General features: G+C 63.2%; 21 protein-coding genes and 1 tRNA gene. 17 read left to right on the top strand and 5 right to left on the bottom strand.

From position 1 onward, the window contains the following. The first annotated feature begins 258 nt into the window (after window positions 1-258). A complete protein-coding gene (locus AC0L3E_RS28225; RefSeq protein ID WP_473606126.1) occupies window positions 259-858 on the top strand; it encodes a TetR/AcrR family transcriptional regulator in 600 nt (199 codons plus the stop codon). A 65-nt stretch (window positions 859-923) separates the two neighbouring features. Here AC0L3E_RS28225 and AC0L3E_RS28220 read toward each other — a convergent pair whose 3' ends face one another. Then, entirely contained in the window at window positions 924-1,841 is a 918-nt protein-coding gene (locus AC0L3E_RS28220; protein WP_473606125.1) for a peptidylprolyl isomerase, read from the bottom strand. A 269-nt stretch (window positions 1,842-2,110) separates the two neighbouring features. Here AC0L3E_RS28220 and secA point away from each other — a divergent pair, with 269 nt between their 5' ends. The 5 genes from secA (at window position 2,111) to AC0L3E_RS28195 (ending at window position 10,889) form a co-directional block, all read left to right on the top strand. Continuing rightward, a complete protein-coding gene (gene secA, locus AC0L3E_RS28215; RefSeq protein WP_128289065.1) occupies window positions 2,111-4,843 on the top strand; it encodes a preprotein translocase subunit SecA in 2,733 nt (910 codons plus the stop codon). 353 nt (window positions 4,844-5,196) lie between these two features. Beyond that, window positions 5,197-6,597, top strand: a complete 1,401-nt coding sequence (locus tag AC0L3E_RS28210; protein WP_473606123.1) for a lipopolysaccharide biosynthesis protein — start codon at window positions 5,197-5,199, stop codon at window positions 6,595-6,597. Continuing rightward, on the top strand, window positions 6,597-7,877 hold the full coding sequence (locus tag AC0L3E_RS28205) for a GNAT family N-acetyltransferase (protein ID WP_127272362.1): 1,281 nt from the start codon (window positions 6,597-6,599) through the stop codon (window positions 7,875-7,877). The genes AC0L3E_RS28210 and AC0L3E_RS28205 overlap by 1 nt, the downstream gene beginning before the upstream one ends. Window positions 7,878-8,105: 228 nt before the next feature. Then, window positions 8,106-9,413 carry a hypothetical protein gene (locus AC0L3E_RS28200; RefSeq protein WP_473606122.1) on the top strand — a complete coding sequence of 436 codons (1,308 nt, stop codon included), beginning with the start codon at window positions 8,106-8,108 and terminating at the stop codon, window positions 9,411-9,413. Between the two features lie 270 nt (window positions 9,414-9,683). Further along, window positions 9,684-10,889 (top strand): glycosyltransferase family 9 protein, encoded by a 1,206-nt coding sequence (locus AC0L3E_RS28195; protein ID WP_473606121.1) that lies wholly within the window; start codon window positions 9,684-9,686, stop codon window positions 10,887-10,889. Between the two features lie 169 nt (window positions 10,890-11,058). Here the strand turns inward: AC0L3E_RS28195 and AC0L3E_RS28190 are convergent. Further along, window positions 11,059-11,143: transfer RNA gene (locus AC0L3E_RS28190), tRNA-Leu, on the bottom strand. Between the two features lie 276 nt (window positions 11,144-11,419). Here AC0L3E_RS28190 and AC0L3E_RS28185 point away from each other — a divergent pair. Together AC0L3E_RS28185 and AC0L3E_RS28180 are read left to right on the top strand one after the other, a co-directional pair. Next, window positions 11,420-12,007 (top strand): YqaA family protein, encoded by a 588-nt coding sequence (locus AC0L3E_RS28185; protein ID WP_027038155.1) that lies wholly within the window; start codon window positions 11,420-11,422, stop codon window positions 12,005-12,007. A 34-nt stretch (window positions 12,008-12,041) separates the two neighbouring features. After that, on the top strand, window positions 12,042-12,560 hold the full coding sequence (locus AC0L3E_RS28180; protein WP_473606120.1) for a disulfide bond formation protein B: 519 nt from the start codon (window positions 12,042-12,044) through the stop codon (window positions 12,558-12,560). Window positions 12,561-12,717: 157 nt separating this feature from the next. On the opposite strand, the gene AC0L3E_RS28175 is transcribed toward AC0L3E_RS28180, so the two are convergent. Together AC0L3E_RS28175 and AC0L3E_RS28170 are read right to left on the bottom strand one after the other, a co-directional pair. Then, window positions 12,718-13,275 (bottom strand): HNH endonuclease, encoded by a 558-nt coding sequence (locus AC0L3E_RS28175; protein WP_473606119.1) that lies wholly within the window; start codon window positions 13,273-13,275, stop codon window positions 12,718-12,720. Between the two features lie 128 nt (window positions 13,276-13,403). Continuing rightward, on the bottom strand, window positions 13,404-14,045 hold the full coding sequence (locus AC0L3E_RS28170) for a DNA-3-methyladenine glycosylase family protein (RefSeq protein ID WP_473606118.1): 642 nt from the start codon (window positions 14,043-14,045) through the stop codon (window positions 13,404-13,406). Between the two features lie 73 nt (window positions 14,046-14,118). On the opposite strand from AC0L3E_RS28170, the gene gluQRS reads away from it, so the two are divergent. Continuing rightward, a complete protein-coding gene (gluQRS, locus tag AC0L3E_RS28165; RefSeq protein ID WP_473606117.1) occupies window positions 14,119-14,994 on the top strand; it encodes a tRNA glutamyl-Q(34) synthetase GluQRS in 876 nt (291 codons plus the stop codon). A 143-nt stretch (window positions 14,995-15,137) separates the two neighbouring features. After that, window positions 15,138-16,034, top strand: coding sequence for a DMT family transporter (locus tag AC0L3E_RS28160; protein WP_127272487.1), 897 nt, complete (start codon window positions 15,138-15,140; stop codon window positions 16,032-16,034). A gap of 78 nt (window positions 16,035-16,112) precedes the next feature. Here the strand turns inward: AC0L3E_RS28160 and AC0L3E_RS28155 are convergent, their stop codons facing one another. Continuing rightward, window positions 16,113-16,964 (bottom strand): YihY/virulence factor BrkB family protein, encoded by an 852-nt coding sequence (locus AC0L3E_RS28155; RefSeq protein WP_127270626.1) that lies wholly within the window; start codon window positions 16,962-16,964, stop codon window positions 16,113-16,115. A 55-nt stretch (window positions 16,965-17,019) separates the two neighbouring features. Between AC0L3E_RS28155 and AC0L3E_RS28150 the strand changes: the two genes are divergently transcribed. The 7 genes from AC0L3E_RS28150 (at window position 17,020) to AC0L3E_RS28120 (ending at window position 22,539) form a co-directional block, all read left to right on the top strand. Then, a complete protein-coding gene (locus tag AC0L3E_RS28150; protein ID WP_473606115.1) occupies window positions 17,020-17,886 on the top strand; it encodes an SDR family oxidoreductase in 867 nt (288 codons plus the stop codon). A 25-nt stretch (window positions 17,887-17,911) separates the two neighbouring features. Continuing rightward, window positions 17,912-18,103, top strand: a complete 192-nt coding sequence (locus tag AC0L3E_RS28145; RefSeq protein WP_013529428.1) for a twin transmembrane helix small protein — start codon at window positions 17,912-17,914, stop codon at window positions 18,101-18,103. A gap of 22 nt (window positions 18,104-18,125) precedes the next feature. Beyond that, the gene (locus tag AC0L3E_RS28140) at window positions 18,126-18,707 is read left to right on the top strand and encodes a cob(I)yrinic acid a,c-diamide adenosyltransferase (RefSeq protein WP_127270629.1); all 582 of its coding nucleotides are present in this window, start codon (window positions 18,126-18,128) and stop codon (window positions 18,705-18,707) included. A gap of 28 nt (window positions 18,708-18,735) precedes the next feature. Continuing rightward, entirely contained in the window at window positions 18,736-19,536 is an 801-nt protein-coding gene (locus AC0L3E_RS28135; protein ID WP_127272488.1) for a rhomboid family intramembrane serine protease, read from the top strand. Window positions 19,537-19,749: 213 nt separating this feature from the next. Next, window positions 19,750-20,499: an electron transfer flavoprotein subunit beta/FixA family protein gene (locus AC0L3E_RS28130; protein WP_027038146.1), complete on the top strand. Its 750-nt coding sequence runs from the start codon at window positions 19,750-19,752 to the stop codon at window positions 20,497-20,499. A 23-nt stretch (window positions 20,500-20,522) separates the two neighbouring features. Further along, the gene (locus tag AC0L3E_RS28125) at window positions 20,523-21,452 is read left to right on the top strand and encodes an electron transfer flavoprotein subunit alpha/FixB family protein (RefSeq protein ID WP_473606114.1); all 930 of its coding nucleotides are present in this window, start codon (window positions 20,523-20,525) and stop codon (window positions 21,450-21,452) included. Between the two features lie 208 nt (window positions 21,453-21,660). Then, entirely contained in the window at window positions 21,661-22,539 is an 879-nt protein-coding gene (locus AC0L3E_RS28120; RefSeq protein ID WP_013529423.1) for a 3-hydroxybutyryl-CoA dehydrogenase, read from the top strand. The last annotated feature ends 54 nt before the right edge of the window (window positions 22,540-22,593 follow it).

Genomic DNA, 22,593 nt, shown 5'->3' with positions numbered 1-22,593 from the left:
ATGGCGATAGGAATTTTTTCTTGACTCGGTGAGGGCAGCTATGCTACATTTTTGCCCATGGTGCTGATTTGCGCCAGTGACCCGCCGCCCGGCGGGTTTTTGCGTTTGGAGCTTCGCCAACCGACACGCCGGTAGACTTTCAGAGAATGAACTTAACCCCTGCCGCTACCATCCGTTCCCGAAGCTTGAAAACGCGCCGTTTCGTTTGAGCGTCGGGTCGCCTATATTGCCGGCGATAGTGTTGGCGAGGAGACAGAGATGGCCGAGGACGCCGATCCGGCGCGCAGATCGATCGGTGCGCGGCGCAACCCCGACAGCGCCGATGCCATTCTCGAAGCCGCCGAGGCCGTACTGGTCGAAGCCGGTTATGCCGGTTTCTCGATCGAGGCGGTGGCGCGGCGGGCCCGCGCCGGCAAACCCACCATCTATCGCTGGTGGCCGAGCAAGGCGGCATTGCTGCTTGAGGTCTATCAGCGCCAGAAGCGCGTCGAGGTTCCCGATACCGGGCGGCTGGAGGAGGATCTCGTCGGCTTCCTGAAAAACCTGTTCACCCACTGGCGCGAGACATCGTCGGGAAGCGTGTTCCGGTCGCTGATCGCCGAGGCGCAGTCGGACGAGACCGCTGCCGCGGCCCTTGCCGACTACTCGCTGGGCCGACGCTCCCATACCGGCCAGATCATCGAACGCGCCAAGGCAAGGGGCGAAATCCCGGCCGAAATCGATTCAGCCGTTGTCGCAGACCTGATCGCCTCCTTCGCCTGGAGACATCTGTTGACCAACCGGCTCGACGAGGACGAAGCGACCATCGGCAAGGCGGTCAACTACGTGATGCGAGGCATAGCGGCGCCCGCCCCTTAAAAAACGGCAATGAAAAAGGGCGCGGCAACCCTGGCTGCCGCGCCCTTTTCGAAGACCTATCAGTCTTACTTGGCGCTTTCCAGCGTATCGACCGTCTTCTTCAGGCTCGCGTCGGGGATCTCGATCTTGGCGCCGGCGCGCAGCGACTTGACCAGCGCGAAATATTTGTCGCGGATGACCGCCTGCTTGGCCTGGTCCTTGACGTCGTCGAAGGCCGGCGGCTGCTTGGTGCGCTTGTCCTCGAGCTTGATGACATGCCAGCCGAACTGCGTTTGCACCGGCTGCTCGGTGTACTTGCCGACCTCGAGCGCGGAGGCCGCCTTGTCGAACTCCGGCACCATCTGGCCAGGTCCGAACCAGCCGAGATCGCCGCCGCTGGTCTTGCCCGAGGGATCGCTGGTGTGCTCGGTGGCGAGCTTCTGGAAGTCGGCGCCGCCGTCGAGCTGCTTGATGATGGCCTCGGCCTCTTCCTTGGTCTTCACGAGGATGTGACGGGCATGCAACTCGTTGGTGGGCGGCGTGTTGGCGATTTCCTGGTCGTAGCGGGCGCGGACCTCGGCGTCGGTGACCTTGTCGACGACGCCCTTCTCGACCATCTCGCCATGCAGCGCGCGCTGCTGCAGGAAGGCCATGCGGCGCTGGAAGTCGGGATCCTTGTCGAGCCCTGACGTGACCGCCTGGGCGGCCATGACACGGATCTCGATGGCAGCCGAGAGCGCTGCGGCACGGCGCTGCTCGGGCGGCAATTGCGCGAACTGCTGTGACAACTCCCCTTCGGCAAGCACCAGATCGGCTTCGGTCAGGGGCTGGCCGTTGACCGTGGCGATAACCTTATTCGGATCGACCGGTGCCGCGGCTGGCGCTGCTGCATCCGCCGGGGCGGGAGCGGTTTGCTGCGCCATCAACGGCGAGAGCGAAAGGGCCGACAGGCCGACGGCCAAGCCAAGGCTGGCGAGCGACGCGCGGCGGAACAACAGGGACATAGGGTGGACTCCGGTGGGGATTGTTAAGAGGGGTGCTTCCAGATCGGCCAGATTGTGGCGGAATTTGGCGCAGCCAGCAGGGCCAGCGCGGCGTTGACATCAGTTGAGCCCCCTCTTATCTGTCCAACGACTTTGCGTCCAGAACCGTTTTCCGGGCGCTTTTTGTGTTTGCCAGTGTTCACTAATGTGTTTGCCAGTGTTCACGTGGAATTGATGGGGCCGGCCGGCGCTCATCTCAAGATTGAGAATTCTATCGAAAGGACCATTGGATGGTCAGTCTCGGCGGTCTCGCCCGTAAGGTTTTCGGTTCCTCCAACGACCGTCGGGTCAAATCGACCCGGCCCCGTGTCGAGGCGATCAACGCCATGGAAAACGAGATGCGGGCGCTCTCCGACGAGGAGTTGGTCGGCCGCACCGCGAAATTCCGCCAGGACATCGCCAATGGCGCCACGCTCGACGACCTGTTGATCCCGGCCTTTGCTACCGCCCGCGAGGCAGCGCGCCGCGTGCTCGGCATGCGCCCCTTCGATGTCCAGCTGATCGGCGGCATGGTGCTGCACAATGGCGGCATTGCCGAGATGCGCACTGGTGAGGGCAAGACCCTGGTCGCGACGCTGCCGGTCTACCTCAATGCGCTCGCCGGCAAAGGCGTCCACGTCGTCACCGTCAACGATTACCTGGCCACCCGCGACTCCGAATGGATGGGCCGCGTCTACAAGTTCCTCGGCCTCTCGGTCGGCGTCATCGTCCATGGCCTGTCTGACGAGGAGCGCAGCGCCGCCTACGCCGCCGATGTCACCTACGCCACCAACAACGAGCTCGGCTTCGACTATCTGCGCGACAACATGAAATACGAGCGCGCCCAGATGGTGCAGCGCGGTCACAATTACGCGATCGTCGACGAAGTCGATTCTATCCTGGTCGACGAGGCGCGCACGCCGCTGATCATTTCCGGTCCGCTCGAAGACCGTTCGGAAATGTACAACACCATCGACACCTTCATCATCCAGCTGCAGCCGCAGGATTATGAGATCGACGAGAAGCAGAAGACCTCGATCTTCACCGAGGAAGGCACCGAGAAGCTCGAGAACCTTTTGCGCGACGCCGGCCTGCTCAAGGGCGAGTCGCTCTACGACGTCGAGAACGTCGCCATCGTCCATCACGTCAACAACGCGCTGAAGGCGCACCGGCTGTTCCAGAAGGACAAGGACTACATCGTCCGCAACGGCGAGATCGTCATCATCGACGAGTTCACCGGCCGCATGATGCCGGGTCGCCGCTATTCGGAAGGCCTGCACCAGGCGCTCGAAGCCAAGGAGCATGTGGCGATCCAGCCGGAGAACCAGACGCTGGCCTCCGTCACCTTCCAGAACTATTTCCGCCTCTACAAGAAGCTCTCCGGCATGACCGGCACGGCGCTGACCGAGGCCGAGGAATTCGGCAACATCTACGGTCTCGAAGTCACCGAAATCCCGACCAATCTGCCCGTCGTGCGCATCGACGAGGACGATGAGGTCTACCGGACTGTCGAGGAGAAATACAAGGCGATCGTCAGGGAGATCCGCGAAGCCAGCGCCAAGGGTCAGCCGACGCTGGTCGGCACCACGTCCATCGAAAAGTCCGAGCAGCTGGCCGAGCGCCTGCGCAAGGAAGGTTTTACCGATTTCGAAGTGCTGAACGCCCGCCATCACGAGCGCGAGGCGGCGATCGTCGCCCAGGCCGGCAAGCCCGGCGCCATCACCATCGCCACCAACATGGCCGGCCGCGGCACCGACATCAAGCTCGGCGGCAATGCCGAGATGCGGATCGAGGAAGAACTCGGCGACATGCCGGCCGGACCCGAGCGCGAGGCGCGGGAAAAGGAAATTATTGCCGACATCGAGCGGCTGAAGGAAAAGGCGCTGGCCGCCGGCGGCCTCTACGTGCTGGCCACCGAACGCCACGAATCGCGCCGCATCGACAACCAGTTGCGCGGCCGTTCCGGCCGTCAGGGCGACCCCGGCCGCTCGAAATTCTTCCTGTCGCTGCAGGATGACCTGATGCGCATCTTCGGCTCCGAGCGCATGGACGGCATGCTGCAGAAGCTCGGCCTCAAGGAAGACGAGGCGATCATCCATCCGTGGATCAACAAGGCGCTGGAAAAGGCGCAGAAGAAGGTCGAGGCGCGCAACTTCGACATCCGCAAGAACCTTTTGAAATATGACGACGTCTCCAACGACCAGCGCAAGGTGGTGTTCGAGCAGCGCATCGAACTGATGGACGGCGAAGGCCTTTCCGAAACGATCGCCGAGATGCGCGAAGGCGTCATCGACGAGATCGTCGCCAAGGCCATTCCCGAAAACGCCTATGCCGAGCAGTGGAACGTTGCCGGGCTGAAGGCCGAGATCGCCGAGTTCCTGAACCTCGACCTGCCGGTCGAGGACTGGGCCAAGGAAGAGGGCATCGCCGAGGACGACATCCGCGAGCGCATCGGGCAGGCCGCCGAAGCCGCCGCCAAGGAACGCGCCGAGCGTTTTGGCCCCGAGGTGATGAACTATGTCGAGCGCTCGGTTGTGCTGCAGACGCTCGACCATCTGTGGCGCGAGCACATCGTCAATCTCGACCATCTGCGTTCGGTCGTCGGCTTCCGCGGCTACGCCCAGCGCGATCCGCTGCAGGAGTACAAGGGCGAAGCGTTCGAGCTGTTCCAGGCCATGCTGGGCAATCTGCGCCAGGCCGTCACCGCGCAGCTGATGCGCGTCGAACTGGTCCGCCAGGCCGCCGAAGCGCCGCCTCCGGAAGCCCCCGACATGTTCGGCACCCATATCGACGGCACCACCGGCGAGAACGACTTCGAAGGCGGCGAGACCGCCCTCCTGGTCCGCCCGGAGACAACCGCCATCGTCGCCCCCGAAGACCGCGACCCCAACAACCAGGCCACCTGGGGCAAAGTCGGCCGCAACGAAGCCTGCCCCTGCGGTTCGGGGAAGAAGTACAAGCACTGCCACGGGGCGTTCGCGTAAGGGCGCTTCTTCCTTCCCTTCTCCCCGTTCACGGGGAGAAGGTGGCCCGCAGGGCCGGATGAGGGGCGGCGCCGGCGTTTGCGGGCCGCTAAAATCCGGCGAAGGCCGCTTCGCCGGCGACCGCAAACACGCCCTTGTCGGCTCGACCCACCATTTGCCCGCGCGAAGTCGCGCATAGCGCGTCTTGTCGCGCACAGCGCAACCCTCCCACCGCCAGCGCCGCCCCTCATCCGCCTGCCGGCACCTTCTCCCCGTATAGTGACGGGGCGAAGGGGGCTCCCCACCCACGTTTTCTTAATGTGTCTCCGCTACACAGAACCCTGAAAAGAAGCGGAAAACGGAGAGAAATCGGGGTGCGCTTTTCCGCGGCCACGACTGCCGGGCGGTTCTTGCCGCAGCGTTGGGCGCTGCGCATGGGGCCGTTGCTTGGCCGCATCGATGCCGTGCTGTTCACCGCCGACGAGCGCGGCGAGGCCGGCCGCATGTCGGTCATCGCCTTCTCCATCCGCATCGTCAGCGCCGTCATCGCCTTCATCAGCCAGGTGCTGATGGCGCGCTGGATGGGCTCGTTCGAATACGGCATCTTCGTCCTCGTCTGGGTGACGATGGTCATCGTCGGAAACCTCGCCTGCCTCGGCTTCCACACCTCGGTCATCCGCTACATTCCCGAATACCGCGAGCGCGGCCTGATGGACGAGCTGCGCGGCATTGTGCTGGCCAGCCGTCTGTTCGTGCTGATCGCCTCGACGCTGATTGCCGGGCTCGGCGCGCTCGGCGTCTGGCTGGCGGCACCCTGGATCGAAAGCTACTATGTGATCCCGTTCATTCTCGGCGTCATCTGCCTGCCGATGATCGCCATGTCCGACCTTTTGTCGGGCCTGGCACGCGCCAACAGCTGGGCGCTGTTTGCCCTGTCGCCGACCTATCTGGTGCGGCCCGTGCTGATCCTGCTGTTCATGGCGCTGATGCTGTTTGCGGGCTACGCACCCGATGCCAGGACCGCCATCTTCGCCTCGATCGCCGCCACCTACGTCACCACGCTGGGACAACTCGTCGGCGTCACCCAGCGCATGGAACGGCAGATCCCGGCGGGGCCGATGAAGGTCCATTTCGCGCAATGGTTCATCGTCTCGCTGCCGATCTTCCTGGTCGAGAGCTTCTTCTTCCTGCTGACCAATGCCGACGTGCTGATGGTCGGCGCCTATATGGACCCCAACGACGTCGCAATCTATTTCGCCACGGTGAAGACGCTGGCGCTGGTGCATTTCGTCTATTTCGCCGTCAAGGCCGGCGTAGCCCAGCGCTACGCGCAGTTCACCCATGGCGACCCGCAAAGGCTCGCCGCCTTCGCCCGCGAGACGGTGTCGTGGACGTTCTGGCCCTCGCTCTTGATGGCGCTGCTGGTGCTGGCGCTCGGCGAGCCGATGCTGGTGCTGTTCGGCCCGGAATTCACATCGGGCTATCCCTTGTTGTTCCTGCTCGTCTTCGGCGTCGTGGCCCGCGCCGCCGTCGGCCCCTGCGAAAGCCTGCTGACGATGAGCGGCAACCAGAACATATGTGCTGCCGTCTATGCCATGACGCTGGCCTTCAACATCGCCCTCAACGTGGTGCTGATCCCGATGTTCGGCCTGTGGGGCGCGGCAATGGCCACCGCCTTTGCCATGATCTTCGAAGCCGGCGCGCTCTCCTTCACGGTGTGGCGCAAGCTCGGCATCGCCATGCTCATCTTCGTCCCTGCGAAAGGAGCCGCGTGATGGCTGCCATCCCGTTGCTTGAGGAAACCAGCGGCGGCACCGCCGGCGCCATGGTGTCGGGCCTTGCCGGGCTGACCCGCGACGCCGACCCCGCCCATATCGAGATCCTCGCCAACAACCGGCCCGAGCGCAAGCTCGCCATTTACCCGGCATCCGCCGGTTTCGACCTGGTCGAGGAGCTGGACTATCTCTGCGCCCGCACGGTCGAGCCCAACGTGTTCTTCAACCCGCGTTTCCTTGCGCCCGCCATGCCGCGGCTGGAGGATCGCGAGGTGCGGCTGGCGGTCATCCGCGACGGCGACGAATACCGCAACCGGCTGCGCCTTCTGGTGCCGTTCTCGGTTGAGCGGCCGGTGGTGCCGCTCGGCGTGCCGGTCATGCGCACATGGTCGAGCCCGTTCGGTCCGCTCGGCACGCCGCTGGTCGACCGCGACGATCCGGTCGGCGTCGTCGAGGACTTCTTCTCAATGCTGTCGCGCCCGCACCTCAAGCTGCCGAAAGTCTTCGTCCTGGCGGATGTCCGGCTCGATGGCCCGGTGGCGAGCCTGCTTGCCACCGTGGCCGAGGCGCGCGGCCTGACGCTGGTCACCACCGGCCAGATCCAGCGCCCGGCGCTGGAGAGCGAGCTCGATGGAGATGATTATCTGAAGGCCTCGCTGCGCGCGCACCATTATCGCGAGTTCCGCCGCCTGAAGCGGCGCCTTGGCGACCTTGGCAAGCTTGAGCATGTCGTGGCGCGCGGCCCCGAAGACATCCGCCATGCCATCGAAGGCTTCCTGTCGCTGGAAGCGGCCGGCTGGAAAGGCCGCGAACGCACCGCCATGGCGATCGACCGCTTCCGCGCCGCCTTCGCCCGCGAAGCCGTGCACCGGCTGGCCGAACAGGACATGTGCCGCATCCATTCGCTGACGCTCGACGGCCGCACCATCGCCTGCCTGATCGTCTTCGTCGAAGCCGGCATCGCCTATACCTGGAAGACGGCCTATGACGAGACGCTGGCCAGCTATTCGCCCGGCACGCTGCTGATGATCGAGGTGACCAGGCAGCATCTCGACGATCCCAACATCATGATGACCGATTCCTGCGCGGTGCCCGACCATCCGGTGATGAGCCGGCTATGGGCGGAGCGCAAGCCGATGGGCACGCTGGTGATCGGCCTGGCGCCGGATGCCGACCGCCTCACCCGCCAGGCCGCCTCGCAACTGCACCTCTATCGCGAGACCCGCAACATGGCCCGCCTGCTGCGCAACCGCATGAAGAGCCTGTTGGGGCGGCGCTGAGAAAAGGCAGGGTGCGGTTCTGGAGAATGGCACATCTTCGCTGCAATATTTGATGGGTGGGTGACCGGGAGTTTACTTCGGTTGCCAGCAGGCAAACGCGAATATTGATCTCTGCATATAAAAAAGCGAGATTTCTCTCAGAAATTTCCAGTGAAAGCCGATAAAACCTACTCGCATTCTTGTTCTTAATTCACGATAATCTAGTGATTCGGTAGCGATGAGAGAGAAATGTCGCTGAATCATGAGGCCAACGGCGCCCGGCACATCAGTGCGGAGGATAGCGCCGTTGTCCGAAGGGCCGACGAAGACTTCGACGAACTGATTCGAAGCATTCGAGCCGCAACGTATCAAGCTTTGCCTCTCTTCGAAGAGGAGCCCGTGACCGGATTGGCCCAGTCAGACACGCTGGCCGCCTCCCTCGGCTCGACTTCGGCCCGGACGGGCTCGAGCCAGGCCCGCGCCATGCGCGGCTCCTCGCCCTTGTCCAACGACAGGCTGGATCCACGTGCCGTTGACGACTTGGCGTGGTCGTTGGTTGACCACGATGTGGGCAGGCTTGATGCGCAAACGCACGATGCCGACGCTCCCGATACCGACAAATGGGAATTGCAGGAAGAGGTGGCGAAGCTGCAGCGCTTGCAGGATCGCACCTCGAAAGAGCTTGGGCGAAAATCGCGCGAGCTATCGATCGCGAGCAAGACCATCGCCGACCTGGAGGTCCAACTCGACAGGGCACGGCAGACCATTGCGCAAGCGGACAGGCATGCCGGCCAGCGCGCAACACGGTTCCTCGAAGCGAATGTCGAGGTCGAGCGTCTGGGCCGGAACCTGGCGCGCGTGTCGGGGCAACTTCGCGACGAGATCATCGCCAGGCAAGCCGCAGAGCAGGCGCGTGAGGACGTTGCATCGCGGCTCGCCAGCTTGCAACAGGCCGCCATGCTGCTTCGTTCCAAGGTCGCGGACTACCAGCTCCACAACGAAAGACTGACCGGCAAACTGTCTGCGCAGATGCTGGTGCGGCAGGACCTGCAGGCGCGGCTGTCCACGCTCGAGCATCAGCGCGGCGTTCTCGGCGATTGCGCCGCCGCCGCGCAGGAGCGGGCCGTCGAACTTGAAAAGAGGTTGCGCTCGCTCCAGCGCAGCGCCGCCGATCAAAGCGTGGTCCGCGCAACGCCGAGGGTCGGGCAGCGCGCCGAGGACGTGGCCGAGTATCGGCGCCAAACCTCGGAAGCCGAGATCGCGACGTTGCGCCAGGAGCGCGACGCGGCGCGCCGAGACTATGGCGCGGTGAAGGTCCAACTCGCCGATCTCCGCTTGCGCGGCATGACCGACGAACTCGCGCATGCCCGTTGCCGCGATGAAAACCGCCAGCTTCACCAAAGGCTGGAAACGCTGACACGCCAGGATCCCCCCAGCGGACCGGCAGCCGATGACAATGCCGATCTCGAACGGACATTCGACGAATTGCTGGCGGCTGGCGAGATCGGCGCGGCCAATGACGGCGGCCCCACCGGCGGGACGCGCAAAGCGTCTTGACCGCCTGCTCAGATGTATCGGTACGCAGGTGGCCACGTCGAGCCGACGGACGTGTTGGTGATCGGCATGACGTCGCCGCCCTTCTGGCACACCGAACTCGAGGCCGTCGAAACGTCGAGTGCATTCCAACGGTTGTCGTGTCTGTGGATGCCCTCAGCAAGCGTCTTGATCCCTGCCAGAGCGAGGATTCCGAGCCATGAAAAATGAAATGGCTGCCGCAGGTCTCCTCGCCATCAGTCCCGGCTCGATCATTGCATCGCCGAGCGCTCCATGCCCTTGGATAGCATCTGGAGCGGCGGCGGCGTAGATATCGTTTGGAAGAATGTTCAACGTCAAAGCTTAGGAATCGCCATGAGCAGGCAAGATCGAGGCCTTACGCGCTTCTCACGCAGGACGCGCAACGGCTTCAAGAATGCGGCGTTAGCACTTCATCTAGCGATCAACGTAGAACGACGAGACAGCATTGCCATTCGTGTAACAGGCGGCATGGGCGACCATATCGTGGCCGTCCGGTTTATTCGCGATCTGCTGAGCCACTTTGGCCGCGCAAAGATCGACGTCTATTCCGTAACGGGCGGAATGGGGTGGCTCTACGAGCCTCTCCCGGATGTAACTTTCATTGAAGCTCCGAAACGCGTATTTACGTGGGTCACGCATCGATATCTTCTTGTCCTGCAGCTCACACACACCGTAGATCTTGTGCACATGAGTTCTGCCGCTGCCGAACGGTGGCCGGCGCTTTCAGCAATGCTGCAAAGCATCGCACCGTATCGGAAGATGTTTTCGCATGCGATCGATGCGCATCCTCATTTGGACTTCCATCCAGCACTTGTAGCCCAATTTCAGAACGTGAGGCGAGACACCTTTCTGAACCATGTCAGCGGTGTGCCCTTTGGCGGCCATCAATATCCGTTACCTGAGGATGCGTCCTTGGTTCAAAGCTTGGGACTGGACCATAAACCCTACATTACCGTCCATAATTCCTTCAGCGAGGAGTCGGGTCGCCCTCGAGCTACGCGAGATTATCCGTTCTTGGATGATGTCGTGAAAGAGGTGAAGGCGCAGTTGCCGGATCTTCCGGTTGTCCAAGTCGGCGTGGTAGGAGGCACCCTCAGTTCGGCCGACTACAACCTTTCTTCCAAGACAACACAGCCGCAAATCACCTCCGTTCTTGCGAACTCGTCCATGCATTTCGACATGGAGGGAGGGCTTGTTCATATCGCAAGCTGTGTAGGGACGCCGTGTTGTGTCGTTTTCGGTCCAACGCCGATCGGCTATTACGCCTACCCGAACAATATCAATATTGCCCCCCGTGTCTGCGGCGATTGTTGGTCCCTTACATTGGATTGGCAAAAGACCTGCCTTCTAGGCGCTGCGGAACCGCCTTGCATGTTCACACAACCACCCAAGGCGGTGGCGCATGCGGCGTTACCGCATCTGCGAGTTTTGTTGAGCGAAAAGCGCCGATCAGCCTGAAGGGGCACTTGCAGGCGAACAAGGGCCGGCAAGCGTTAGCATGGGAAACAGCAGACCACGATACACCAAAAGGCCAACCGGGAACGCAACGCCGGCGCTGCCGCGCACAAGCGGATCCCAAAACAAACACAGGCTAAATTGTCCCACCCGAAGCTCGAAGAGTGAAGGATGGTGCCCCTAGCCGGAATCGAACCAGCACTCCTTGCGGAACTCGATTTTGAGTCGAGCGCGTCTACCAATTCCGCCATAGGGGCTCAGGCCGGGCGGCCTGGATGGCGCGGGACTATACGGTTGGAGGGCTGTTCGTCAACTGGCCAATTCTCCAGTGCCTCCAAGATGCGACCAAACTGCGCCTTTCGATTTCGTGACGGGGCTGCCATTGTGCAGCGCGGAAAATCTTTCTAGACAGGCGGCGCATCAAAGCGCGGCACGTCTGCGGGGACGGATGGCGTGCTCTGGGTCTTTGTTCGGTGCATGCCGTTAAACCCCAACCTGCCTGCGCAATGGAACGACACGCATTAGGAGTGCCGATGCTTCGCGGACTTTACGACTGGACCTTGTCGCTGGCGGCCCGCAAATCCGCCGAATGGTGGCTGGCCTTCATCGCCTTCGTCGAAAGCTCGGTGTTCCTGGTGCCGGCCGACGTGCTCTATCTGCCGATGGCGCTGTCGCGGCCGGATCGCGCCTACCGCTATGCGCTGATCGCCACCGTCGCCTCGGTGCTGGGCGGCATCGCCGGCTGGTTCATCGGCCACTACGCCTATGACGCGGTGGCGAGGCCGATCCTCGAATTCTACGGCAAGTACGACGAGTTCGAGCAGCTGCGCGCGGGGGCAGGCGTCGGCTTCATCGTCCTGATGCTGATCACGTCGGGCGCTGCCCACCTGCCGCCGATCAAGGTGGTGACGATCCTGTCCGGCGTCATCGGCGTCAATTTGCTGTTGTTCGTGGTGCTGGCGATCGTGGCCCGCGGTGGCCGCTTCCTGCTGCTCGCCTGGCTGTTGCGCCACTATGGCGAACCGATCCGCGAGTTCATCGAAAAGCGCCTCGGCCTCATCGCCGGCGCCGGCGCGGCTGCCCTGATTTTGCTCTATATCCTGGTCAAATACGCGTTCTGAACAGAACCATTGCGAGCCGGACGGACCGATTGAAATGACAGCGACCATGAATGCCGACACCGGACGCCAGCGCACGCTGACCGCCGTGTTCCTCGCCGTCGCCATGGCCGCCACCGTCGGGTCGGCGCTCGGCTTCCAGTATCTCGGCGGCTATATCCCTTGCCACCTCTGCCTCGAACAGCGCACGCCCTACTATATCGGCGTGCCGCTGATGGTGCTGGCGGTGATTGCGTCGATGCTGCACGCACCCAGCTGGCTGACGCGCGGCCTGCTGGCCGTCGGCGGCATCCTGATGCTCTACGGCCTCTATCTCGGCGTCTACCACTCCGGCGTCGAATGGCAGTGGTGGGCCGGCCCGACCGATTGCACGGCGGGCGCCGGACCGGTCGACACCGGCGGCAAGGGCGTGCTCGACGCGCTCGACAAATTCGTGCCGCCGTCCTGCGACAAAGCCGCATTGCGCATCCTTGGCCTGTCCCTGGCCGGCTGGAACGCCATCGCCAGCCTTGTCCTCGCCGCCGTCGCCTTCCGCGGCGCACTCACCCGCGACTGAGATACAGAGCCGACGCGAGGTCGTTCAAAGAATTCGGCAGGCTGAGTCGTATGGAGTGATTGTCGAGAACCGAAGCGGAGCGGACATTTGGGTCCGTGAGCATCGGAAGCGCAGACAATTGCTCCAGACGGCCAGCCTCCCGAATTCTCGGACGATCTCAGGGTTCGAGTTCGACATCCCAGTAGAGATAATCCATCCAGCTCTCATGCAGATGGTTGGGCGGGAACAGGCGGCCATTGTTGTGCAGATCGTGCACCGTCGGCTGGAAAGGCTTCTGCAGCGGCCACATCTTGGCATGCGCCGGCATCATGCCGCCCTTCCTCAGATTGCAGGGCGAGCAGGCGGCAACGACATTCTCCCATGTCGTCGCGCCGCCGCGATGGCGGGGGATGACGTGATCGAAGGTCAGATCCTCCGGCGTGCCGCAATACTGGCACTGGAAGCGATCGCGCAGGAAGACGTTGAAGCGGGTGAAGGCCGGGTGCCTGGAGGGCTTCACATAGGCCTTCAGGCTGACCACGCTCGGCAGCTTAATCGAGAAGGTCGGCGAGGAGACGGCGTGCTCGTATTCGGCGACGATGTTCACCCGGTCGAGGAACACCGCCTTGATGGCATCCTGCCACGACCAGAGCGACAAGGGGTAATAGCTGAGCGGACGGTAATCCGCATTCAGCACCAGTGCTGGAAGCCCATCCGGAGATACGGCAACCGTCACGTGTTCACCTCCTTGGTTCTAGACCCGAACGGCGCGGATACTGTAAGCCCGACATGACAGGGATGTGAAGCGGATTGTCGCGTCGCTGAAGCGCCAAAAATGCATGATTTTTATGATTTTTTGCGGATTCAGGCCGGCGGCGCGGCGTCCCGCCCCCTGGTTTCACGATAATAGGACCAGAAAAGCCGCGATGCGACACCTCGCCACGGGCTCCATGATTCGGCCAATGCGATCAGGGTTTTCTCCGGCGGACGCGGCTCGATGCCGAGCGCGTGGCCGACCGCGCTCTGCAGCGCGACGTCGCGCGCGGGGAAGATGTCGGGATGCCCGGCGGCGAATAAGAGATACACTTCCGCCGTCCACGGGCCGATGCCGGACACCGCCGTCATCGTCGTGATTGCCTCCTGGGCATCGAGCGAACAGAGGTGATGCAGGTCGAGGCCGTCGACCACGGCCTGGGCAACAGCGATCAGGCCGCGCTGTTTGGGCCGCGACAGGCCGGCTTCGCGAAACATGTCCTCGCCGGCGGCCAGGATCGCCTGCGGCGTCAGCGGATCGACGAGCTTGGTCAGCCGACCGAAGATCGCATCGGCGCTGGCGCGGGACACTTGCTGCGAGACGACGATCGACGCCAGGCTTCGAAACCCCGGCTCGGACAGCCGCAGCGGCACCTCGCCGGCCATGCCGCGCACCTTTTCCAGGCGCGGGTCGATCACGCAAAGCGCATCGAGCCCCCGGGCAATGTCGTCTGATGTCACGATACGCTGCATGCTTTCTTGTTCCTCGACCGTCGACAGGGTAGCAATTGGCGAAGCGCCGCAAAACATGATTGCCGCCTGAGAGATGACACTCCTGACATTCCGCTTCGCGCCCAGCCCCAACGGCGACCTGCATCTCGGCCACGCCTATTCGGCGCTGCTCAACCAGAAGCTGGCGGCACGGGCGGACGGACGCCTGCTGCTGCGCATCGAGGATATCGACACGACGCGCTGCACGCCGCAATTCGAGGCCGGCGTGCTTGCCGACCTGAAATGGCTGGGGCTTGGCTGGGAAGAGCCGGTGCGCCGCCAATCCGAGCATTTCGCCGAATACCAGGCGGCGCTCGAGCGTTTGATCGCGGAGGAACTCGTCTATCCCGCCTTCATGAGCCGTGGCGAGATCCGCGCCTTCATCACCGACAGCGAAGGGCACGGACGCGACTGGCCACGCGACCCCGATGGCGTGCCGCTCTACCCCGCCGCCGACAAGGCGCTGCCGATCAGGGAACGCAAGCGGCGGATCGCCGAAAACACGCCCTTCGCCTGGCGGCTGGATGTCGATGCCGCCATGGCGCGTGTCGGCAAGGACCTGTCCTGGACGGAGTATTCTGACGAGACGCTTTCCGCGACGCGCTCTGTCGAAGCCCGCCCGCAGGACTGGGGCGACGTGATCTTGGCGCGCCGCGACATCCCGACCAGCTACCACCTCGCCGTCGTCATGGACGATGCGCTGCAAGGCGTCAGCCACGTTGTGCGCGGCCAGGATCTGTTTTCCGCCACCGGCGTGCAACGCCTGCTGCAGGAACTCCTGGGCCTGCCGCAACCTGCCTCTTTCCATCATCGTCTCATCCTCGGGCCCGACGGACGAAAACTGTCGAAGAGCCTGGGCGATACCGGCCTTGCCGCTTTGCGCCATGCCGGCGCATCACCTGACGATGTCAGGCGGATGATCGGGCTTTGAGCCGGGTGAGACCAGGGAGCCCAGATGCGCCGGGCGTTGAATTCCGGTGATCCATGGATCAACCGTTTCGCTTTGCGCGCCGGATTGAACGGGATTAGAGCAGCGCCACGATCAACTCCCTCCAGCGCGGCGGTCTGCGGAACATGCACAGCATCAAGCGGTTCATCCCCGCCACCTTCGTCGTCTTGTGGGCCACCGGCTTCATCGGTGCGCGCTACGCCATGCCGTGGGCGGAACCGTTCACCTTCCTCGCCGCGCGTTTCGTCCTCGCTGCTATCCTGCTGGCCGTCCTGATGCTTGTGCTTGGCTCGAAAAGAGCCACCCGCCAGGAGGCGCTGCATGCCACCGGCGCCGGCATCCTGATGCATGGCGTCTATCTCGGCGCCGTCTTCTGGGCCATCCACAGGGGCATGCCGGCCGGCTTTTCAGCCCTCATCGTCGGCCTGCAGCCACTGATCACGGCGGTGCTTGCCGGTAAGTTTCTCGGCGAGGCGATCCTGCCGCGCCACTGGCTTGGCCTTGGCATCGGCCTCATCGGTATCGTCATCGTGCTGTGGCCGAAGCTCGGCGCGCTGGGCGGCGGCGTGACCGCGGCGACATTGACCGCCTCGCTGGTCTCGGTGCTCGGCATGAGCGCCGGCACCATCTGGCAGAAGCGCTTCGCCTCCGGCGGCGACCTCGTCGCGGCGACCATGTGGCAATATGTCGGCGGTGGTTCGCTGATGCTCCTTGCCTCGCTCGCTTTCGAAACCCACACCGTCGTCATCAATGGCGAGCTGATCTTCGCCATGGCCTGGCTGGTGCTGGTGCTGTCGCTCGGCGCCATTTTCCTGCTGATGGTCATGATCCGCGACGGGGAGATGTCGAAAGTGGCCTCGCTGTTCTACCTGGTGCCGGCGGTGACGGCGGTCATCGCATGGGCCCTGTTCGACGAGCAGCTCAACGCCCTGCAGATCGTCGGCATGGCGATCACCACATTCGGCGTTGGCCTGGCAACGGCGCGGCAGACGAAGGGAAGAACTGTGGAATTGAGGAATTGAGGAAGAAGCACAGACAGCACCGGATATGGCCCGCTTTTTCTCCAATTCTTCAGTTCTTCAATTCCTCAATTCTACCTGTCATCCCACCCGCGCACGTGCCTCCAGATAGCGGCTGATCGCGGCATTGAGCTCGCCGCCAAGGATGAAGATCGCCGAGACCATGTAGAGGAAGACCACGGCGATCATGATCGACGCCAGGCCGGCATAGGTCGTCACGTAGGACGAGAAGTGGTCGAGATAGGTGGCGAAGATGGTCGAGCCGATAAGCCATGCCGCCAGCGTGAAGACGATGCCCGGCACCAGCGAGACGAAGCGGCGCTTGCCCGCCGGCAGCCAGAAATGCACGGCAAACAATCCGCCGACAATGACCGCCGAAGCGATGACGTAACGCCACAGCGTGATGGTGCCCATATAGGGCTTGATCCAGTCGATATGGGCTTCGGCGATCCGCGCCAGCAGCGGCGCGAACACCAGGAGCACGCTGATCGCCAGGAAACCGGCCGTGGCGATGAGAACGAAGATGATGCTCTGCACCCGGCGGTAGATGATGCCGCGCGTTTCCGAAACGCGATAGGCGCGGTTGAGCGACGTGCGCAGCGCCTCGATGCCGTTCGACGCAAAATAGGCAGCAAGCACCACACCATAGGTCAAAAGGTCGGTGCGCCGGACGGTCAGCACATTGAGCACTTCGCGCGCGATCGGCTTGGCGATCTGTTCGGGCCAGGTGTCGAAGACCAGATGCACGGCGGTGTCGGAGAACGCCTGCGCGCCCAGGAAGCTCGCCAGCGTCGTCGCGAAGATCAGGAACGGGAACAGCGCCATCAGCGATGTGATCGCCAGATGGCTGGCCATCGCCCAGCCGTCATCGGTGTTGAAATGGCCAAGCGCGTCGTAGAGGACCCGCTTGAGGGCTACGATCTTCCGCAACAAGAACCGCGCCCTCCAATTGTCTCCACGCCGGGAATATGGGAAGGGATTGCGGCAAATGGCAACCCTTGGCGAAACCACGAACAGTCCGGCGCAAAAGTTGCGCTCGATTATCATCACCGGTGCGTCTTCGGGAATAGGCGCGTACTGCGCCCGCGCGTTGAAGGCGGAAGGCTGGCGGGTGTTCGCAACGGCGCGCAAGCCGCAGGACATCGCCGCGCTCGAAGCCGATGGCATCGAGGCCTTCTATCTCGATTATTGCGAGCCTGACTCCATCGCCGCGCTGGTGACGGCGGTGCTCGACCGCACCGGCGGCCGGCTCGACGCCCTGTTCAACAACGGCGCCTATGCGCAGCCGGGCGCCGTCGAGGATCTGCCCGTTGCGGTGCTCAAGCAGCAGTTCGAGGCGAATTTCTTCGGCTGGCATGATTTGACCCGCCGGCTGGTGCCGGTGATGCGCCGCCAGGGTCAGGGCCGCATCGTCCACTGCTCGTCGATCCTTGGCCTCGTCCCGGTGCGCTTTCGCGGCGCCTATTCCGCGTCGAAGCATGCACTGGAGGCCTTGATGCTCTGCCAGCGCCAGGAACTGGCCGGCAGCGGCGTCCACGTTTCGCTGATCGAGCCGGGGCCGGTGAAGTCGAAGATCGCCAGCAATGGCCTCATTTGGTTTCTCGGCAACATCGACCACGAAAATTCCGTGCACCGCGTGGACTATGCGGCGCAACTCGAACGGCTGCGGGCCGGCGGCAGCCAATCGGCCTTGAAGCCAGGGCCGGAAGTCGTTCTTGCGGCGCTGCGCCATGCACTTCTGTCGCGGCGCCCACGCCCGCACTATGTGGTAACAGTGCCGGCCAGGATCGGTACGGTGCTCAAACGCATCCTGCCGGCATCGATGCTTTACCGCCTGATGGCCAAACGCGCCTGAACGCCAAAACAACTGGAACGAAACAATGGCAACCGTCTTCAACATTCTCGCCATTCTGGTCATGGTCGCCGTTGCGGTCGTGCTTGTTCGTGGCCTCATCAATATGATGCGCGGCGGCTCCGGCGTCACATCGAACAAGCTGATGCAGGCGCGCGTCATGCTGCAGGCCGTGGCGCTGGTGCTGATCCTGCTTGCGGTGTATTTCACCCGCAAGTGAGGGATGTCGGCGGGGAGGCGAAATGGTCAAGCTCAACAAGATCTACACCCGCACCGGCGATGATGGCACCACGGGTCTCGGCACCGGCGAGAGGCGGCTGAAATCCGACCTGCGGGTAGACGCCTACGGCACGGTCGACGAAGCCAATGCCTGCATCGGCATCGCCCGGGTCCACACGGCCGCGATCCATCCCGCGATCGACGCCATGCTTTCCCGCATCCAGAACGATCTCTTCGACCTCGGCGCCGATCTCGCCGTGCCCGACGACGGCAAGCCGCTCGGCTATGAGCCGCTTCGGATCGTCGCCGTGCAGACCGACCGGGTCGAAAAGGACATCGACCTTCTCAACAAGGAGCTTCAGCCGCTCAAATCCTTCGTGCTCAATGGCGGCACGCCGGCAGCGGCGGCACTTCACCTTGCCCGCACCGTGGCGCGGCGGGCCGAAAGGCTGATCGTGGCCCTTGCCCAGGATCCGGACGAGCACGTCAACCGCGACGGTCTGAAATACATCAACCGGGTCTCGGATTTCCTGTTTGTCGCCGCCCGGGCGGTCAATGACAACGGAAACGCCGACGTGCTATGGGTTCCCGGCAAGAACCGCTGATTGTCGAAAGCGGAAGAGGGCCTGGGGCATGTTCATCCCGCTTTACGACACCAACAGGCTGCGGCACATCAGGCTGCAATATGTGACCATCGGGCTGATCGTGGTCAATGCCCTGGTCTACCTTGCCACCGCGCTCGGCGGCGAGAGTTTCTCCAATGCCGCCGTGCTTGGTCTCGGCTTCATCCCGTCGGTCGTCCATGACACCGCCGAGCTCGATCCCCGTTTCATCGTCATCCCCGAAAGCCTGAGCTACCTCACCTATTCCTTCCTGCATGCAGACATCTTCCATCTCGGCGGCAACATGCTGTTCCTGTGGGTGTTCGGCGACAATGTCGAGGATGCGCTCGGCCACATCCGCTACCTCATCTTCTACCTGTTGTGCGCGATCGCCGGCGCCGCTTTCCAGGGCCTCGTCGCCTGGGATTCGCAGGCGCCGCTGATCGGTGCCTCCGGCGCCATCGCCGGTGTGGTCGTCGCCTATCTGATCCTTTATCCCAGGGTGAAGGTCTGGGTGCTGGCCTTTGCCCGCATTCCGCTCCGCATCCCGGCCTTCATCCCGCTCATCTTGTGGGTGCTGTTCCAGGTGGTGATGTTTGCCGCCGGCGGCGAGGACCAGATTTCGTGGGCCTGCCATATCGGCGGCATCATTGCCGGAGCCGTTCTTGTGCTCGTCCTGCGCAGCCGCGGCGTGCCGCTGTTTGCCGGCGCCGACGAGGACGTCGCGCCCACCGCTCCCGACCAACCGCCGGTTGCCACGGAACCGCTGATCCCCGACCCGCCCGCCGCGACGCCGCGCTGGGGGCGAGGAAACACTTCCAGTTCGGACTGAACCGATTTGAGCCGCTTGCAGCGTATTGACGTGCAGGGTTGCCGCAACTACGGAAACGTCACCGCCGCAACCTAAGGCGGACAAACACCAGAATTTCCATCCGGCCGGAATTCCATCCGGCCAAAATTCAGTCAGGAATGTCGGCTTTCGACAACTCAGAACGGGCGCAGGCTGTTATAGCGCGCCCAACTAGCGTGAAGAGGTGACAGGCAAATGAAGATCCTTGTGCCCGTGAAGCGGGTTGTGGATGCGAACGTCAAGGTTCGCGTGAAGGCTGATGGTTCGGCGGTGGAGCTCGCCAACGTCAAGATGGCCATGAACCCGTTTGACGAAATCGCGGTGGAAGAAGCAATCCGGCTGAAGGAAGCCGGCAAGGCTGAAGAAATCATCGTCGTCTCGATCGGCCCGCAGCAGGCGCAGGAAACACTGCGCACCGCGCTCGCCATGGGCGCCGACCGCGCCATCCTGGTCAAGACCGACGAACAGACCGAGCCGCTCGGCGTCGCCAAGGTGCTGAAAGGCGTCGTCGACGCCGAGCAGCCCGGCCTCGTCATTCTCGGCAAGCAGGCGATCGACGACGACTCCAACCAGACCGGCCAGATGCTGGCGGCACTGCTTGGCTGGGCGCAAGGCACCTTCGCTTCCAAGATCGTGCTCGACGGCGACAAGGCCAAGGTGACGCGCGAAGTCGACGGCGGCCTGCAGACCGTGGAACTGAAGATGCCGGTGATCGTCACCGCCGACCTTCGCCTCAACCAGCCACGCTATGCCTCGTTGCCCAACATCATGAAGGCCAAGAAGAAGCAGCTCGACGAGAAGACCCCGGCCGACTACGGCGCCGACGTCAAGCCGCGGCTGAAGGTCATCAAGACCGAGGAGCCGAGTGGCCGCAAGGCAGGCGTCAAGGTCAAGTCGGTGGCCGAACTGGTCGACAAGCTCAAGAACGAAGCCGGCGTGCTGTAAGCGATCGGGAAAGGAACAGAAAAATGACCATTCTCCTCATCGCAGAACACGACAACGCTACGCTTTCCGACCAGACCGCCAAGGCGCTGTCGGCGGCGCTGCAGATCGGCTCGGACGTGCATGTGCTGGTTGCCGGCAAGGGTGCCAAGCCGGCAGCCGACGCTGCCGCCAAGCTCAAGGGCGTGAGCAAGGTGCTGCTGGCCGAGGCAGACGAACTTGCCGAGCGCCTGGCCGAGCCGACGGCAGCACTGGTCGTATCGTTGGCAGGCGCTTACGACACCATCATCGCGCCGGCGACCTCGTCGGGCAAGAATGTCGCGCCGCGAGTCGCAGCGCTGCTCGATGTCGCGCAGGTGTCCGAGATCATCGAAGTCGTAGCTCCCGACACCTTCAAGCGGCCGATCTATGCCGGCAACGCCATCCAGACGGTGCAGTCGAGCGACGCCAAGAAGGTGATCACGGTGCGCACAGCCTCGTTCCAGGCAGCCCCCGAGGGCGGCTCGGCGGCGGTCGAGACCGTCAAGGCCGCGGCCAATCCCGGCCTGTCCACCTTCGTCGAGAACAAGCTTTCCGAGACCGACCGTCCGGAGCTGACCTCGGCCAAGATCATCATCTCGGGTGGTCGTGCGCTGGGTTCGGCGGAGAAGTTCCAGGAGGTCATCCTGCCGGTCGCCGACAAGCTCGGTGCCGCCGTCGGCGCCTCCCGCGCCGCGGTCGATGCCGGCTATGCGCCGAACGACTGGCAGGTCGGCCAGACCGGCAAGGTGGTTGCCCCCGATCTTTACATCGCGGTCGGCATCTCCGGCGCCATCCAGCATCTCGCCGGCATGAAGGATTCGAAGGTCATCGTCGCCATCAACAAGGACGAGGAGGCGCCGATTTTCCAGGTTGCCGACTACGGCCTCGTCGGCGATCTCTTCGTCATTCTGCCGGAGCTGCAAAAGGCGCTTTGACGCTTTCTGCCAAAGCGTATTAAATGGTGAGGGTGGGGTAGACGAAGTCGCCCCGCCCTTTTAGTTTGCACCGCACAAAAAGCAGGCCGCAAAGGCGAAAAGCAATCCAGCAAAAGTGCGCAGCGGTTTTGCGTCCGGAATTGCGGTAAAATAAAAGGTGGAGCGCTTTCGCAGTTCAAGCGGAAGGGCTCAGGACGGGATCGGTGTAATGAGCAAGATCGAGACGATCGGCATCATCGGCGCGGGCCAGATGGGCGGCGGCATCGCCCATGTCTCCGCGCTTTCGGGCTACAAGGTGCTGATCTACGATATTTCGCCCGACCGCATCGAGAAAGGCATCGCCACAATCAGCGGCAACATGGCCCGCCAGGTGGGGTCCGGCAAGCTCGACGAGAAGGTGCGCAACGACGCGATGGGCCGCATTTCGGCCGCGCCCGCGATGGCCGATCTTGCCGGCGCGGATCTGGTGATCGAAGCGGCGACCGAGGACGAGACGGTCAAGCGCAAGATCTACGCCCAGCTTTGCCCGCAGCTCAATCCCGAAGCCATCCTGGCGACCAACACCTCGTCGATCTCGATCACGCGGCTTGCCGCGCAGACCGACCGGCCTGAGCGGTTCATCGGCATACATTTCATGAACCCGGTGCCGCTGATGAAGCTGGTCGAGCTGGTGCGCGGCATCGCCACCGAGGACCAGACCTTCGAGGCTGCCAAGACCTATGTGAAGCAGCTCGACAAGACGATCACGGTCTCGGAGGATTTTCCGGCCTTCATCGTCAACCGCATCCTGTTGCCGATGATCAACGAGGCGATCTACACGCTCTATGAGGGTGTGGGCTCGGTCGACGCCATCGATACCGCCATGCGGCTCGGCGCCAACCATCCGATGGGGCCGCTGCAGTTGGCCGATTTCATCGGGCTCGACACCTGCCTGTCGATCATGCAGGTGCTGCATGACGGCCTGTCGGACTCGAAGTATCGCCCTTGCCCGCTGCTGGTGAAATATGTCGAGGCCGGCTGGCTCGGCCGCAAGACCGGGCGCGGCTTCTACGACTATCGTGGCGAGCATCCCGTTCCGACGCGCTGAGCGCATCGTCGACGCAAATCAGGGACAAGCCTTCGGATCGGCGGTTGACAGGCT

It is taken from the genome of Mesorhizobium sp. WSM4822 (assembly GCF_055811155.1).
This window is presented reverse-complemented; position numbering and strand designations above follow the sequence as displayed.

Bases quoted from the DNA above. Each gene is read 5' to 3' on its own strand.
- AC0L3E_RS28225 (WP_473606126.1), top strand. From the start codon at position 259: ATGGCCGAGGACGCCGATCCGGCGCGCAGATCGATCGGTGCGCGGCGC.
- AC0L3E_RS28135 (WP_127272488.1), top strand. From the start codon at position 18,736: ATGTTCATCCCGCTTTACGACACCAACAGGCTGCGGCACATCAGGCTG.
- AC0L3E_RS28120 (WP_013529423.1), top strand. From the start codon at position 21,661: ATGAGCAAGATCGAGACGATCGGCATCATCGGCGCGGGCCAGATGGGC.
- AC0L3E_RS28185 (WP_027038155.1), top strand. From the start codon at position 11,420: ATGCTTCGCGGACTTTACGACTGGACCTTGTCGCTGGCGGCCCGCAAA.
- AC0L3E_RS28145 (WP_013529428.1), top strand. From the start codon at position 17,912: ATGGCAACCGTCTTCAACATTCTCGCCATTCTGGTCATGGTCGCCGTT.
- AC0L3E_RS28220 (WP_473606125.1), bottom strand. From the start codon at position 1,841: ATGTCCCTGTTGTTCCGCCGCGCGTCGCTCGCCAGCCTTGGCTTGGCC.
- secA (WP_128289065.1), top strand. From the start codon at position 2,111: ATGGTCAGTCTCGGCGGTCTCGCCCGTAAGGTTTTCGGTTCCTCCAAC.
- gluQRS (WP_473606117.1), top strand. From the start codon at position 14,119: ATGACACTCCTGACATTCCGCTTCGCGCCCAGCCCCAACGGCGACCTG.
- AC0L3E_RS28125 (WP_473606114.1), top strand. From the start codon at position 20,523: ATGACCATTCTCCTCATCGCAGAACACGACAACGCTACGCTTTCCGAC.
- AC0L3E_RS28180 (WP_473606120.1), top strand. From the start codon at position 12,042: ATGACAGCGACCATGAATGCCGACACCGGACGCCAGCGCACGCTGACC.
- AC0L3E_RS28160 (WP_127272487.1), top strand. From the start codon at position 15,138: ATGCACAGCATCAAGCGGTTCATCCCCGCCACCTTCGTCGTCTTGTGG.
- AC0L3E_RS28170 (WP_473606118.1), bottom strand. From the start codon at position 14,045: ATGCAGCGTATCGTGACATCAGACGACATTGCCCGGGGGCTCGATGCG.
- AC0L3E_RS28140 (WP_127270629.1), top strand. From the start codon at position 18,126: ATGGTCAAGCTCAACAAGATCTACACCCGCACCGGCGATGATGGCACC.
- AC0L3E_RS28130 (WP_027038146.1), top strand. From the start codon at position 19,750: ATGAAGATCCTTGTGCCCGTGAAGCGGGTTGTGGATGCGAACGTCAAG.
- AC0L3E_RS28205 (WP_127272362.1), top strand. From the start codon at position 6,597: ATGGCTGCCATCCCGTTGCTTGAGGAAACCAGCGGCGGCACCGCCGGC.
- AC0L3E_RS28150 (WP_473606115.1), top strand. From the start codon at position 17,020: ATGGCAACCCTTGGCGAAACCACGAACAGTCCGGCGCAAAAGTTGCGC.
- AC0L3E_RS28200 (WP_473606122.1), top strand. From the start codon at position 8,106: ATGTCGCTGAATCATGAGGCCAACGGCGCCCGGCACATCAGTGCGGAG.
- AC0L3E_RS28195 (WP_473606121.1), top strand. From the start codon at position 9,684: ATGCCCTTGGATAGCATCTGGAGCGGCGGCGGCGTAGATATCGTTTGG.